This window comes from Treponema sp. OMZ 788, assembly GCF_024181245.1.
In the GTDB taxonomy this organism is placed as follows: Bacteria; Spirochaetota; Spirochaetia; order Treponematales; family Treponemataceae; genus Treponema_B.
On the sequence record NZ_CP051199.1, the window covers coordinates 1,284,535 to 1,298,651 of the forward strand.

The window sequence follows — 14,117 nt, forward strand, 5'->3', positions numbered from 1 at the left end:
AAAACCTTACCTTGCCTGACGCATTTTTCTTACACTTTCTTCCAGATAGCCGCACTCAACCAAATACTGTCTGCGTGAAACCACCAAGGCCATAAGTTCCTTGTACATTTCAAAATTAACTTCCAAGGCAATGGGGAAAATATAGAGTTCCGTTTCATTGCAGTAACGTTCAATAAATTCGGGATCCGTCACAAAGCCCAAACTTATCATATTGCTTATCCTGTCGGCACATTTTAAAATTTTAGCCTTATCGGAACCGTTTTTGATTATGTTTTTTAGATACTCGGTTTTTTCTTGTCCCTTTTTCTTTGTAACTTCCAAAACAAGTTCATAAACCTGCCCCGATTCTGAATCGATATTTAAGATTTCGTTTACATTGAAATCTTCAATATCTTCGATAACATCATGGATTAACGAAGCTTTTAAAAGAACACTGTCAATGTATCCGTAGTCGATCAGAATGCCCATAGTATCTACCTGGTGCCGGAACATATTGCCTCCTGCATGACGGGCCTTTCCGATTAAGGCGGTAGCAACCTGCATGTAAGGAGCAAGATAAATTCCCTTTAATATTCCTAAATCTCTTGTCAAAGTAAACTCCTTATCTCTATCATTTTGATAGTCGGCTATCATGTATAGCACGCTATCCTTATAATAGCATTATACCATGATAACTTTGTATTATACTAAAATAACAAGTTTAGTGTCAATAAGGGGAGAAAGGACAATCTATAAATGACGAATGCCGTGAAAGGACAAAGGTTGAGGGGGGGGGGAAGTGTTTATTTGTCTTAAATTTCAACAGTAATAACTAGCATAACTATAGAAAAAACAAGAGAAAGACTTGAAATAATAATATCGTACAACAAATGGTATTTATAACCTAAAATCTGCTTATATTTTATATCTTCGATCAAACATAACTTTATATTGTCCGCTATCAATATTACTAATTTTTCTCCAATATCGGGATTCTTAAAAGAAGGTAATAATTTGGCATAATATTTTCTCCCATGTTCTGTTCTAAACCAATATGTAACAGGGTCTCTTCGTATGTAATAACTTTCAATAACAACAGCTTCAACTCTTTTATTTTGTTCTAAAATTAATTTTACCTCACGGTTAAATTTATATAAATCGGAAACACTAGTATATAACAACCATGATGTTACTATTAATGCCATACCAAATGACAAAAAAAACAGCCATTTCTTTTTAATATTATTTATCATTACTACCCCATAATACCAATCTCACTTTGTTTCATCGGGGTGAAGGCCCGGCTTGGCGTTGGCTAGGAGGAGTTTTAAGCGGTTGAGCTGGTTTACCTCGCTGGCTCCCGGGTCGAAGTCTATGGCAGAGATATTGGCTTCAGGGTAACGGCGGCGCAATTCCTTTATCATTCCTTTTCCCGTTACATGATTGGGGAGGCAGGCAAAGGGCTGCACGCAGGCAATATTGGAAACGCCTGAATGAATGAGCTCTATCATTTCTGCCGTTAAAAACCAGCCTTCTCCCGTAACATTACCCAGCTGCAAAATTCCGTCTACAGAATCGGCTAGTCTGTATATACTTTCAGGAGGGGTAAAACGCTTACTCCTCTTTAAAGCTTTTTTTATCGGCTTCCTGTATCGTTCCATAATCCATATTGTAAGACTTGCAATAAAGCGTTTTTTAAACGAGTAATCGAGATATGTATTTTTATATATTCCTGTCGCTGAAGAATAAAGGAAAAAATCTAAGAGGTCGGGAACGACACATTCAGCTCCCTCTCTTTCTATTGTATTAAAAATATCGTTATTGGCTGCGGGGTGGAATTTAACCAATATTTCCCCTACTACGCCGACACGAGGTTTTCGGATATTTTTTAAGGGGAGATTATCGAAGTCTCTTACAATGCCGTTTATTATTTCCCTATATTTTCTTGTAGACATTTTTTTCAAAGCATCCTTGATAAGGACTGCATATTTTTTATATATTTCGTTTGCAGAACCGGCAACCTTTTCGTATGGACGGGTACGGTAAAGTACCCTCATCAAAAGGTCGCCTAAGCACATGGCTTGAGCAACCCTGTGTAAAACAGGGAGCTTTAATTTAAAGCCGGGATTTTTTTCGATGGACTGGGCACTGATGCCGATTACCGGAACAAAGCCCAAGCCTGCATCTATGAGTGCCCGTCTTATAAAGCCTATGTAGTTTGTGGCCCGGCAGCCTCCTCCAGTTTGGGTAATTGCCAAAGCTGTTGTGCGTAAATCGTAGCGGCCCGATTTTAGGGCTGCTATCATCTGGCCTGCAACTATGATGGCAGGATAACAGGCATCATTGTTTATATACTTTAAGCCGTACTCTACGGCAGTTTGATCGATTTCGGTAAGAATTTCAAAGTTATAACCGGAATGCGAAATAGCGGCTCCGATGAGGTCAAAATGAATGGGAGACATCTGCGGTGCTAAAATAGTGTATCGTTTTTCCATCTCCTTTGAAAAAACAATTCTATCATAGGCAGCCGATTTTTTGCTTAAAGAAAGTTTATGCCTCTTTCTTTCCTTGACAGCAGCCAAAAGACTACGTACTCTTATTCTCACGGCTCCGAGGTTGGAACCCTCATCTATTTTTATGAGGGTGTACATTTTCCCCTTTGACTCAACTATTTCCTGAACCTGATCGGCCGTTACCGCATCCAAACCGCAGCCGAAGCTGGTAAGCTGTATAAATTCCAAATTCTCTTGAGTTGAGGTAAAGTTTCCTGCCCTGTAGAGGCGGTTGTGGTAAGTCCACTGATCTACAACACGCAAAGGGCGCTCTATCTTTCCTAAGTGGGCAACCGAGTCCTCGGTTAAAACCGCAAGGCCAAGACCATTGAGCATCTCAGGGATGCCGTGGTTTATTTCGGGATCAAGGTGATAGGGCCGTCCTGCAAGCACAATGCCTTTAAGATTTTTTTCTTTAATTATGCGTAAAACCTCTTCGCCCTTCTCCTCCGTTTCTTTTTTAAAGTCTTCTTCCTCGGCCCATGCCGACTTAACGGCATTTTTTATTTCTTCCAAACTTATTGAAAACTTTGCACCTAATTCTTCATAAAGACGGTCGGTTAAGCGGTGTTTATCGTAATAGGGTAAAAAGGGATTTAAATAAATTATATTTGCATCCTGCCTTAGAACATCGATATTGTTTTTTAAAACCTCAGGATAGCTTGTAACAATGGGACAGTTATAATGGTTTCCGGCTCCGTCATCTTCTTTTTTCTCGTAAGGAATACAGGGATAGAAAATATTTTTTACGCCTAATTTTAAGAGGGCCTCAATATGACCGTGAGCTATCTTTCCGGGATAACAAACCGATTCGGACGGAATAGATTCAAGACCCATCTCGTAGGTTCCTCTGGTTGAGCGGGGAGAAATTCTAACCGAAAATCCCAGCTCAGTAAAAAAGGTAAACCAGAACGGATAGTTTTCGTACATGTTTAAAACCCGCGGAATTCCTATCTCGCCTCGTGGAGCTTCATTTTTAGGAATCGGCTTATATTTAAAAAGCCTCTTATATTTCCAGTCAAAGAGGTTCGGTATATCTTTTTTGTTTACCGCTTCTTGATCTTTAGAGGAAACTTGAGATGAACACTCTTCAATTCCGCTGTTTTTATCAAGTTCAGCACCGCGTTCACATCTGTTTCCCGTAATAAATCGCCGTTTTACCCCGCAAATATCGAAGGTGTTTACGGTTAAAAGGCAGTTATTCGGGCATTTGGGACAGCGCAATAAATCAAGCTTTACCTTAAAATTTTCCAAGCCTTCCATATCGGCAATGTTCGATCTTATTTTTCCTTCGGAAAGATTTTCTTCGTCAAGGTCATGCCATTGATCTTTTGCAATTAAGGCAGCTCCGTATGCACCCATAAGGCCTGCAACATCGGGGCGGACAGCCTGTCTTCCCGAAACAAGCTCAAAAGCACGCAAAACGGCATCGTTATTAAAGGTTCCGCCCTGCACTATTACCTTGCTTCCTACCTCGGAGGCATCGCGCAATTTAATAACCTTAAAGAGGGCATTTTTTATAACGGAATAAGAAAGACCTGAAGAAATGTCTCCTACCGAGGCTCCTTCTTTTTGAGCCTGCTTAACGCGGCTGTTCATAAAAACCGTGCATCGTGTACCTAAATCTACGGGTTTTTCGGCAAGAAGAGCCAGGCTCGCAAATTCGCTTATGCTCATTCCGAGGGATCGGGCAAAGTTATCCAAAAAGCTTCCGCAGCCTGAAGAACAAGCCTCATTCAGCTGAATAGAACTTATGGCTCCGTTTTTCATGCGGAGGCACTTCATATCCTGACCGCCTATATCCAAAAGGAAGTCTACTCCGGGTAAAAAGAATTCTGCGGCACGGTAGTGTGCGATCGTTTCAACCTCTCCTGCATCTACACCCAAAGCAGCCTGAAAAAGCCCCTCCCCATATCCTGTAGAAACGGAGCGGGCTATATAGGCCTTTGGAGGAAACATCTTGTAAAGGTCTTTTAAAACCCTTACTGCAAGCTCTACAGGGTTTCCGGCATTTACGTCATAAAAACGCCAGAGAATTTTTCCTTCCCCATCGATTAAAACGGCCTTGGTGGTAGTTGAGCCTGCATCAAGCCCTAAAAAGACGGGGCCGGAAGCAGAGGAAATATCGGCCGAGGGAGCCGTTTCCTCTGCATGCCTTATCCTGAAAGTCTCAAGTTCTTCTTCATTTTTAAAAAGAGGAGGAAGGCGCTGAACCTCGGGCATCTCGGAAGAAGCTATCTTATAAATATCTTTTTTGAATTTTGAAAGCGCTATAAAATGGGGTTTTGTCTCAGGCTCATCTTCAAAGACAAGAGGCGATTTATTTTCGTCCTTTTTTGTAGAGGTTTTAAACTGAGCCTTTTTTAGGTCCAAGAGAGCAGACTGATTGAAGGGAGAGCTTGAGGCCTTAGGTATCTTAAAGCCTCCGGCAGCACTCAAGGCTGCCCCCATGGCTACAAAGAGTTCCGAATTTTCAGGAGTGATAATCTCATTTTCTTTAAGCTTTAAGGTTTCGATAAACCTGTGCCTTAGCTGATCCAAAAAATGTAAGGGGCCTCCCAAAAAAGCGACCTTTCCTCTTATGGGTTTACCGCAGGCAAGGCCTGAAATAGTCTGGCTTACTACAGCTTGAAAGATACTGGCTGCTATGTCCTCTCTTTTTGCGCCCTCGTTTATAAGGGGCTGAACGTCGGTTTTGGCAAAGACTCCGCAGCGGGCGGCTATAGGGTAAATAGTCTTAGCATTTTTTGCAAGCTCATTTAAGCCCAAGGCATCGGTTTCCAAGAGGGCGGCCATCTGGTCTATAAAGGAGCCCGTACCTCCTGCACAGGTACCGTTCATTCTTTGCTCGATATTGGCGTGCTCAAAATAAGTAATCTTTGCATCCTCGCCGCCGAGCTCTATTATAACATCGGTTTGGGGAATTATCTTTTTTACGGCGGCAGTTGAGGCTACAACTTCTTGAATAAAGGGAATATTGAGCCAGTGCGAAACGGCAAGTCCACCTGATCCCGTTACAATGAGGGAGAGTTCTACATCTTCTCCGTATTTTTTTTCGACAGCTTCTACCGCAAGCTCGCAAACGGATATAATTGTCGTTCTTATGTCGGCCCTGTGTCTTTGATATTTACTAAAAAGGATTTTTCCGTTATCTTCTAAAACAACAACCTTTACGGTTGTCGAGCCGACATCGATTCCGAAACGCAGCACACTCTCTCTATTCATAACACCAACCGATTTTAAATTATAATTTTATATCCATGTCCTTATCCAAGGGATATATTGGACGCGGAGTTTGAGGGTAATCCAAGGTTTCCAAGACCTCGTTTGAACAGCCCTTAGATTCCGCCAATATCGCCCTCTTTGCTATTTTTTGAAAACAGGGTTCCAAATAACCCAGCTTTACGATAACTATACAATAGTCTTCTGCATTTACGCCTAGGGCAGGCAAGAGCTCATCATCCCCGAAGCCTATGTGATTTGAGGTTAAAACTATTCTTATGTCTTCCATTTCGACAAAAGCCAATCGGGAATCATAAACGCCGTAGTTTTTTACAAGTTTTAAGACCTTCACGGAACAAGGAATTTTTTTGCCGTTGATTTTATCCCATGTTCCGCCTATAGTTATTTCTAAGGAAGCTCCCTCCCCTGCCTCAAAGCATTTTTCAACGGCAGCCTTATCGAAAAATCCCGAATAAAGCACCTTAGTGGGTAGAGCTTTTAAAGCTTCTTTTTGTTTTAAAAGAGCTTCAAAGCACTCGGTGGAGTCCCCCGTAGAACCGGCTGTAGGATTATCTCCCGAATCGGAGACAAAGACGGGGCCTTCTTTATTTTGCATTACCGATTCAACTGCGGTTTTTATTGCAGTAAAGGAATCGTAATGCTCTACCTTAAATTTAAAATTATGACGCTCGGCCCAAAATTCCTTGGCTATCTTTAAGGCTGCCCTGTCTGCAAGGGCTTGGTCGTTTAAGGCTGTTGTTACAATGTTTACGCCGTTATCCTTGCTGTCTGCCCAAGGGAAACCCAAAAGAACGGAGGCTGCAAGTAAGTCTTTTTCCTTTTCGGACTCAACGCATGAGGCGATTAAGCTTTTCATAGGCTCGGCGGCGGTTTCGCTTTTTTCTCCTGCCACCAGCATGGGGATTTTTACCCTTCCTATACAAAGTTTATTTGAAGGCTCTAAGGCAGCTTTTAAAAGTTCGGCTGCATGGACACCGGTTTCATAGCAGTCAATATGAGGAGCGGTTTTATAACCTACGATACCGTCGCAATATTTAATCATCTCATCGGTTACGGTAGCATGCATATCGAGGGCGGTCGTTAAAGGAATATGGGGAAGCTTTTCACGGATTGCTTTTAAAAGGTCTCCTTCGGCAGGGCCTATGTTTTGCACCTTTAAGGAACCGTGAAGGCCTAAGCAGATGCCGTCAATCGGAGCTTCTAAAAGGGCCTTATCTATATAGGCTAAAAATTCTTTTTTAAGCTCGGTATATAGATTATAATCGACCAAGCCGTTCGGAACGGCCCTTGCAACTACGGCAGGCACAACATCCCAGCCCCATTTTTGAATGGTTTCGATAATTCCGGTAGAAGAGTAATAGGGTTTTAAACCTTTTGTTAAAACTTCTTCTCCTTTAAAAATAACAAAATCTTCAATACCCGTAATAATAGGATTAAAGCTGTTCGACTCGTGATTTATGCATCCTACTAAAATTCGCTTCATTTTATGTTCTTACCTTATTTCTTTTTTCCTTGATTTGCAACTGCATTTATTTTTGCGTTTATTTTTTCTTGGTCTCCCAGATAGCGTTTGCTTATAACCTTAAAATCTTTATCGAATTCATAGACCAAGGGAACGCCTGTCGGAATATTTACAGAGATGATTTCTTCATCGCTTAAATTTTCAAAATATTTGACCAAGGCCCTGAGGGAGTTCCCGTGGGCAGTTATAAGAATTCTTTTTCCTTCAAGCATTTGGGGCTTTATAGTCTCTTCAAAGAAGGGAACTGCCCTGGCTATTGTATCTTTTAAACTTTCGGTCAGGGGAAGCTCTGATTTTTCAATTCCCCTGTATTGTTCCTGTAAATAGGGACAACGCTTATCTCCTTCTTCCAAAACAGGAGGAGCAATATCAAAGGAGCGGCGCCAAATTTTTACCTGATCCTCTCCGTATTTTTCGGCCGTTTCTGCCTTGTTTAAGCCCTGCAAGGCCCCGTAATGTCTTTCGTTAAGCTTCCAAGTTTTTATGACGGGAAGCCATTCTCTATCCATCTCGTTTAAAATATGATTGAGGGTGTGGATTGCCCTTTTTAGATAAGAAGTATAGCAGATGTCAAAATCAAAACCTTCTTTTTTTAAATAGACTCCGCCTTCTTTTGCTTCTTCGACACCTTTTTCGCTTAAATCGACATCTGTCCAGCCTGTAAATAAGTTGAGCTTATTCCATTCACTTTCGCCATGCCTGACCAAAACCAATTTCATACTAAATTTCTCCTTTTTTATAAAGATACTATCTAATATGCTAAATAGTGTCAAGAGCGAAAAAATTTAAGCTAAAAAAAATAATATTTTTTTAAAAGTACTATTGTTTTTAACTAAAAGCTATAATATAATGGAGGCAGGAGGAAAATGCAGTGATTTCCGAAAGCTTCCATATTTTCTATGCATGGAAAAAATATTTTTTACAAGGAGAAATTTATGGAAAGTAGGAAAAATTCTTATTATTTAAGAAATTTTGATGATTTTAGTATCGGTAAGGGTAACGGAATAAGCAATACTTCCGGCACCAAAACCGGACGGTCATCGCAGAGCAGGGCAATGGATTTTAATCCAGTTGAACCTAACCCGAGTACCCCTCCGGTTAGAAAGACCCCCCCCATAGACAAGGACACGAATCCAGTTGAACCTAATCCGAGTACCCATCCGGTTAAGAATATCAAACCTGTAGATACAGATATGAATCCGATTGAGCCTAATCCGAAAGACAACATACCGATACAAAATGATTCGAATAATACAGCTCCGGCTCCAGTTGATTCTGCCCCACGTCCTGCACCGTCAGAATCGGCACCTGTAAATGAGGGAACAAACCAGAATGATTCCTCTAATACGGCAGACGAAACGCCCAGTCCGTCAAATAGCGGAGATAGCAGCGGCGGCAATACTGGAAACGGAAACAATCATTATGACGATCATGATTATGATGATTCCTGGTACGACAAGTATGACGATGACGATGATTATTCAGGCAATGGAATTTCCTCCGGCTCAAGCAACAGCGGAGAAAATCAAGCTCCTCCTGCTGCCGGAAACACCGGCAACAATGGGAATACCGGGAACCAAACAACTCCATTACCAGAAAACACAAAATCATCTGCCGATCCCGATACCGGAAATAAAAGGAATAAAGACATTTTATCGCCAAGAGAGAGAGGAAAAGCAGCATTGCTAGCCAAAATGGATACTGATTTTGCCAGTCAAGTTGAATCTAGTTGGTTAAATGGAAAAGCCGTTGCCGTAGATAAACAGCTCAATGACTATTCAAGCCCAATTATTGCTATCGATGTAAATGGCAGGTATATCGAAATGAATAATTTTAATGTTGACGGCATGAACATTTCTATTAAACGTGAGCATGACGGTTATGGAAACAAATTTGATTCGGTTCGAAGTATTGATACTGTTCGCTTGGCAAACGGACAGGTTGTAAAATGCAATATTAAGGATATGGTCGGAGCTAATGCAGAAAGCAAGGCCTTTGCTGACAAGCATAGCGGTATGACCCTGCCTGACGGTAAGTATTTTTTTACGGCAGAAGGTTTGATAAAACAAGCGGATGGTACATATAATTCAATAAAGTTTGCGAATACATTACGTTATCAAACTGATGACCCGAATATTCCCCAAAAAATTCGTCATGACATAAATAAAAAATACTATTTACCACATGCAACGGAATATAAACCTGGATATATTCCTAAGGAAGGTAATAGGATATGGATTAATCCTTGGTCTGCAGGATGTACTTCGTCCAAGTCAGGAGGACAACCAGTACATGATGAATTTATGAATATGTTATTAGGTATAACACCAGAAAATATTCACACTACCATAACATCTAAACGGCATGTAGATATCTAAATATTTGCAGCTTAGATTTTCCGGACAGGTAAATACCTGTCCGGTTTTAAAACTTAAACTTTTATAAGGAGAAAAGAAAATGTTTTTAAAAAGAAAGATCGGTTTATTAAAAAAAAGTTCACTTTTGTGTCTTTTTTTAATTATGGGCAGTTTTGCAATAGGGCAAAACTTTGATTTAACGGGATTTAGCTATGGCGATGGACCACCTCTTGCTTATTTTATCGAATTCCAAAAAGGAAATAAAGTCGAGATAAGCTGGTATAATGCAAAAGAGGAAGAAATAAAAAAGATCTACAAGTACAAAAAAAAGTACGTAGGACGCTTTCCCCTGTTTGAATTGGATGCCGATATTCCTGAAGACCTATATGCAAACCTTAATCCTACCTCAAAAAACTATTTTGGTAATAAGTTCATGCTTTTAACGGGCTTGGCAAAAAAAGCTTGGACAGAAGACAAGGATGCTGTCATAGGCCTAGGTATGTTACCCGCACTCAAGGGAAAAAATGCATCAGACTTTTTTTACAAGATTTCCCACAGGAGGAACCGGAGAAACACCTTACTTTTATTATGAAAATGTAAGTTCACATCTTGTCGAAGAAACAAAAACAGGAAAAAGAGAGTACAAGATAGAAAACCTATGTGATATGAATCAAGACACTCCTTGGGTAGAAGGAGTAGACGGCTGGGGTATAGGAGAGTCCTTTGTTATAAAAACATGGGATAATAGTGATGATAAATACATACTCTTAATGAACGGCTATATTTCAGCTTCAAACCCTAAGCTTTATGATGAAAACGGAAGGATTAAAAAAATATTGGTTGAAGGTGTTAAAAGCGGCAGGAAAAAAGAATTTACCGTAAAGGATACGCCCCATCCTCAAACTATCGATATAAGCTTTTTACCGGAACAAGAAGATGTTAAGATTACAATATTGGATGTTTACAAGGGAACAAAGTACGAGGACACAGCTATTCATTTTATGATTTTGTGGAGAACCGAAGTTATCCCATACGAATAAAAGATTTGGAGGAGTCTTAAGAAAAACAGTTTATATATTAATTTCGGTTCAACACTTAAAATTACGGCAGTTCCCAACCGGGACTGCCGTTCTTTCAATTAAGGAGAGAACATGCAAAAAAGCTTTATTTAATGTTTGCTCTCTTACCTCATCTCTTGAACCTGAAAACACATAAGTATTAGTTTTAAAAACAAGGTCTTCTTTTTTTAAAACTTGTGAATAATTTAATTTTTCCGAATCGAAAGTTTTCCAATAAAAAAAAGCGGCAGAAACACATACTGTACCCGGAGGATTTCCTTCAAGGCTTGAAGGGCCTGCAGCTCCGCTGACTGCTATGGAAATAACAGACTCATTACCACAAGAAGAGTCAAAGAATTTTTTTATAGCACCGAAAGTCATAGCTTCTACAGTTTGAAGGCTTACTACTCCGAAAGAGTCGATTATAGCAGGCTCTATGCCTAAAAGCGAAATTTTTGCTTGCGGTGTATATACAACATATCCGCCCCAAAGCACCTCTGAACTCCCGGGTATCTTTGTAAACTCTGAAGCTATCAAGCCTCCGGTTAAAGATTCGGCAGTTATAAGCTTAATGTTCCTTTCTTTTAGAAGCAAAAAAACTTTTTTTATAAGCTCAAAATCAATCATTTAAGCACCCTAAAAAAAGCATTATTCACGGCTAAGCTGTTCTTTAAGCTGATCCGACTTTATAGAAAAAAAGTTTTTTTCGGGGAAGCTATTATTTTTAATCATTCTCACAGAACCTTCAAACGAAACCTTATCGGCTATCCTAAGACGGCCGGCAGTAATATTTCCCTTAACGGAACATCCTGACTTTAAATCGACTTTATCGGCGGCAGATAGTGAACCCACAACAGCTCCTTCAACAACTATCGAAGCAGCCTTAACATACTGAACTCTACAGTCTGCATTTTTTGAAATATACAATGAGCCTTGAGAATCAATGGCTCCGATAAATTTTCCTTCAATCTGTAAGGTTTCGGAGAATTTCATTACCCCGTCAAAAACGGTTTCCTTCCCTAAAACCGTAATATTCTTTTCCTTATATTTATTATTCCGTTTCATTTGACCTCCGATCTTTTTTAATAAATTTATTGATTATGATAAAGCACAAATTAAAAACTAAAACTATTGTGCAAAGTATTCCAAAAAAATCGCCCAAATAAGAGTAAACGGTTTTATATCCTTTTGTCAATAAGGTTACATCAGCAATTAAATTGTCCTTGATAAAGGGCTGAAGCATTTTTTGAATATTTCCGTTTTGATCGATAAAGGCTGTCTGCCCCGAACTTGTAGATCTTAACACAGGAAGACGGTTTTCAACAGCACGAAAAACAGCCATAGATAAATGCTGATACTGACTTACGGCACTTTGAGCCCAAGCATCGTTTGTTAGATTTATAATTATATCGGCACCTTTTTTTGAAAAAATACTCGAAATATAACCGAAGGTATCTTCAAAGCAAATGGGTGTTCCTATTTTTAAATTATTAAACTCAAGCAGGTTTGATTCTTTTCCTTTTTCCCAAAAATGAGTATCGTTTTCTTTTAAAAATTCGTAAACTTGAGGAAAAATTTTTTGATAAGGAAAATGTTCGGTAAACGGAACTAAGTGCATTTTTCGGTAAATTTGAGGAGAAGGAGGTAAAACATTCTCCCCCGGTATAAATAGCAAAGCGGCATTATAATCTATTCTACCTGCATCTATATTTTCCGAATCCATAAGATTTTCACTAATCTCTCCGTCATCATTCCCTATCAAAAAAGGAACTCTTTGTTCATTTAAAAAATTAAGAAGCTCTCTGACCAAACCGGAAGAAGGATTAGAAGATGACGAATATTTATAGTGCCATCTTATTCTGGGAATAAAGGCTGTTTCAGGCCAAACTACCAAATCAAGATCAGGATTCTCTTTGATAGCCTTTTCCGATAAGGATTTAAGATTTTCATAATTATTTTTATAAACTTCAAAATTTCCAATCCAAGGATCATGATTAGGCTGCACAAGGGCTATTTTTACCTTTGAGTTTCCTGAAAATTCTATCTTTGTAAATGTTCCATAAAAAATAAAAGCAAAAAAAACACCTATCCAAATCATCATAGGCAATTTATATCTTTTATAAACATTTTTTATGTTTTTTTCTTTATAAAAATCAAAAAGGAAAGAGGCCATGCAAGAGGAAAAGAAAACCAGTAAAAAAGAAATCCCCCACACTCCGAGTATTGAAGATACTCTAATTAAAACAGGAAAATTCCATTGCGTATATCCTATTATACCGTAAGGATAACCTAAAAAGCCTAGAGTATTCAAATATTCAAAAGCAACCCAAGCTACGGCTTGAAAAACAAAGGCATTTTTACACATATAAGAATCGATTATCTTTAAAACAAAAAATAATAGCGAATAAATAACACAATATTTTGCAATTATTATATAAATAGCAATCGGATGAAAAAATATTATCCAAAAATTAAACAAAAAGTAGAATAAAGCTCCTGAAAAGGCTCCCCATAAAAATGAAAATTTAAGATCAGTTCTTTTAATCAATACAAAAAAAGGAATAAGAGCTGCATAAGCCAAAATCTGTAAACCGTTTAAGTTAAAATAATTCGGATGAGATAAGGCAAAAAAAACAGAACCCAAAACCGCAAGTAAAAGGTTTAAAGAAAAAAGCATCAATTTATTTTTCATTACCTGAAAACTCTTTCACTTCTATTTTACTCAAAGAATCTTTTAGTTCCTTTCCCGGCTTAAATCTTATCTTACACCTATCGGAAGTCAAAACAGATTCTCCGGTTTTAGGGTTGCGTGCATTTTTTTTCCCGTGCAGAACAGTAAAATCAAAGGACCCCAAACCCCGTATTTCTACAGGAATTCCCTGCTTTAAAAGCTTAGAAAGTTCATCTAAAAACAGATTTGCTATAGAATTAATCTGCTTAAGCTGATATTGAGGATTGTTTCGATAAACGGAATCTATTATGTCTATTTTGGAATGTTTTTTTTTCATTTTGTAAAATATAAAAAAATACCGCAATCCCAAATCGGTTTTGCGGTTTTTTCTTCATTCTTATTTTGCTGCAAATGAAGCATTGTACAAAAGCTGCATTCTTGACTTTTTTCTTGCTGCAGAATTTTTTGTCAAAATTCCTTTTCGTGCTGCAGAATCAAGCTGACTTGAGAGCTCTCGAAGTAAGGCAGCGGCACTTTCCGCATTAGCTGCATGAACAGCCTCAGTATACTTTCGAGCTGTCGTACGTACTTCACTCTTTGCAGAGCGGTTTCGCATTCGGCGGACTTCACTCTGGTTATGTCTTTTAATCGCAGATCGATTTTTCATTTAAGGTACCTCCGTAATTAATTTAAAACTATAGTTATTGTATATGACATAATACAGCCGCTTAGATT

General features: G+C 38.9%; 11 protein-coding genes and 1 pseudogene. 2 read left to right on the forward strand and 10 right to left on the reverse strand.

The annotated features are described in order from the left end of the window. Window positions 1-6 precede the first annotated feature (6 nt). The 5 genes from E4O00_RS06200 to gpmA form a co-directional block, all read right to left on the reverse strand. Window positions 7-633, reverse strand: a complete 627-nt coding sequence (locus E4O00_RS06200; protein WP_253679302.1) for a hypothetical protein — start codon at window positions 631-633, stop codon at window positions 7-9. 158 nt (window positions 634-791) lie between these two features. Beyond that, the gene (locus E4O00_RS06205; RefSeq protein WP_253679304.1) at window positions 792-1,232 is read right to left on the reverse strand and encodes a hypothetical protein; all 441 of its coding nucleotides are present in this window, start codon (window positions 1,230-1,232) and stop codon (window positions 792-794) included. A gap of 21 nt (window positions 1,233-1,253) precedes the next feature. Then, a complete protein-coding gene (locus E4O00_RS06210; protein ID WP_253679306.1) occupies window positions 1,254-5,756 on the reverse strand; it encodes a 2-hydroxyacyl-CoA dehydratase in 4,503 nt (1,500 codons plus the stop codon). Window positions 5,757-5,775: 19 nt separating this feature from the next. Further along, window positions 5,776-7,257 (reverse strand): M81 family metallopeptidase, encoded by a 1,482-nt coding sequence (locus tag E4O00_RS06215; protein ID WP_253679308.1) that lies wholly within the window; start codon window positions 7,255-7,257, stop codon window positions 5,776-5,778. Window positions 7,258-7,271: 14 nt separating this feature from the next. Continuing rightward, window positions 7,272-8,015, reverse strand: coding sequence for a 2,3-diphosphoglycerate-dependent phosphoglycerate mutase (gene gpmA, locus E4O00_RS06220; RefSeq protein WP_253679310.1), 744 nt, complete (start codon window positions 8,013-8,015; stop codon window positions 7,272-7,274). 216 nt (window positions 8,016-8,231) lie between these two features. Between gpmA and E4O00_RS06225 the strand changes: the two genes are divergently transcribed. Further along, window positions 8,232-9,674, forward strand: coding sequence for a hypothetical protein (locus E4O00_RS06225; protein ID WP_253679312.1), 1,443 nt, complete (start codon window positions 8,232-8,234; stop codon window positions 9,672-9,674). Between the two features lie 79 nt (window positions 9,675-9,753). Then, window positions 9,754-10,693: pseudogene (locus tag E4O00_RS14195) on the forward strand (hypothetical protein). A gap of 48 nt (window positions 10,694-10,741) precedes the next feature. On the opposite strand, the gene E4O00_RS06240 reads toward E4O00_RS14195, so the two are convergent. The 5 genes from E4O00_RS06240 to rpsT are packed head-to-tail and all read right to left on the reverse strand — an operon-like array spanning window position 10,742 to window position 14,049. Further along, a complete protein-coding gene (locus E4O00_RS06240; protein WP_253679318.1) occupies window positions 10,742-11,338 on the reverse strand; it encodes a CinA family protein in 597 nt (198 codons plus the stop codon). 21 nt (window positions 11,339-11,359) lie between these two features. Next, the gene (locus E4O00_RS06245; protein ID WP_253679320.1) at window positions 11,360-11,776 is read right to left on the reverse strand and encodes a bactofilin family protein; all 417 of its coding nucleotides are present in this window, start codon (window positions 11,774-11,776) and stop codon (window positions 11,360-11,362) included. Then, window positions 11,763-13,403: an apolipoprotein N-acyltransferase gene (lnt, locus tag E4O00_RS06250; RefSeq protein WP_253679322.1), complete on the reverse strand. Its 1,641-nt coding sequence runs from the start codon at window positions 13,401-13,403 to the stop codon at window positions 11,763-11,765. Before lnt ends, E4O00_RS06245 begins: the two co-directional genes overlap by 14 nt. Then, on the reverse strand, window positions 13,393-13,719 hold the full coding sequence (locus E4O00_RS06255; protein ID WP_253679324.1) for an HU family DNA-binding protein: 327 nt from the start codon (window positions 13,717-13,719) through the stop codon (window positions 13,393-13,395). Before E4O00_RS06255 ends, lnt begins: the two co-directional genes overlap by 11 nt. Window positions 13,720-13,779: 60 nt before the next feature. Next, entirely contained in the window at window positions 13,780-14,049 is a 270-nt protein-coding gene (rpsT, locus tag E4O00_RS06260; RefSeq protein ID WP_010697461.1) for a 30S ribosomal protein S20, read from the reverse strand. Window positions 14,050-14,117: the final 68 nt, after the last annotated feature.

What these genes read in the sequence shown, in the direction of transcription:
- E4O00_RS06200 (WP_253679302.1), bottom strand. Translation starts at nt 633, where the DNA reads ATGATAGCCGACTATCAAAATGATAGAGATAAGGAGTTTACTTTGACA.
- E4O00_RS06205 (WP_253679304.1), bottom strand. Translation starts at nt 1,232, where the DNA reads ATGATAAATAATATTAAAAAGAAATGGCTGTTTTTTTTGTCATTTGGT.
- E4O00_RS06210 (WP_253679306.1), bottom strand. Translation starts at nt 5,756, where the DNA reads ATGAATAGAGAGAGTGTGCTGCGTTTCGGAATCGATGTCGGCTCGACA.
- E4O00_RS06215 (WP_253679308.1), bottom strand. Translation starts at nt 7,257, where the DNA reads ATGAAGCGAATTTTAGTAGGATGCATAAATCACGAGTCGAACAGCTTT.
- gpmA (WP_253679310.1), bottom strand. Translation starts at nt 8,015, where the DNA reads ATGAAATTGGTTTTGGTCAGGCATGGCGAAAGTGAATGGAATAAGCTC.
- E4O00_RS06225 (WP_253679312.1), top strand. Translation starts at nt 8,232, where the DNA reads ATGGAAAGTAGGAAAAATTCTTATTATTTAAGAAATTTTGATGATTTT.
- E4O00_RS06240 (WP_253679318.1), bottom strand. Translation starts at nt 11,338, where the DNA reads ATGATTGATTTTGAGCTTATAAAAAAAGTTTTTTTGCTTCTAAAAGAA.
- E4O00_RS06245 (WP_253679320.1), bottom strand. Translation starts at nt 11,776, where the DNA reads ATGAAACGGAATAATAAATATAAGGAAAAGAATATTACGGTTTTAGGG.
- lnt (WP_253679322.1), bottom strand. Translation starts at nt 13,403, where the DNA reads ATGAAAAATAAATTGATGCTTTTTTCTTTAAACCTTTTACTTGCGGTT.
- E4O00_RS06255 (WP_253679324.1), bottom strand. Translation starts at nt 13,719, where the DNA reads ATGAAAAAAAAACATTCCAAAATAGACATAATAGATTCCGTTTATCGA.
- rpsT (WP_010697461.1), bottom strand. Translation starts at nt 14,049, where the DNA reads ATGAAAAATCGATCTGCGATTAAAAGACATAACCAGAGTGAAGTCCGC.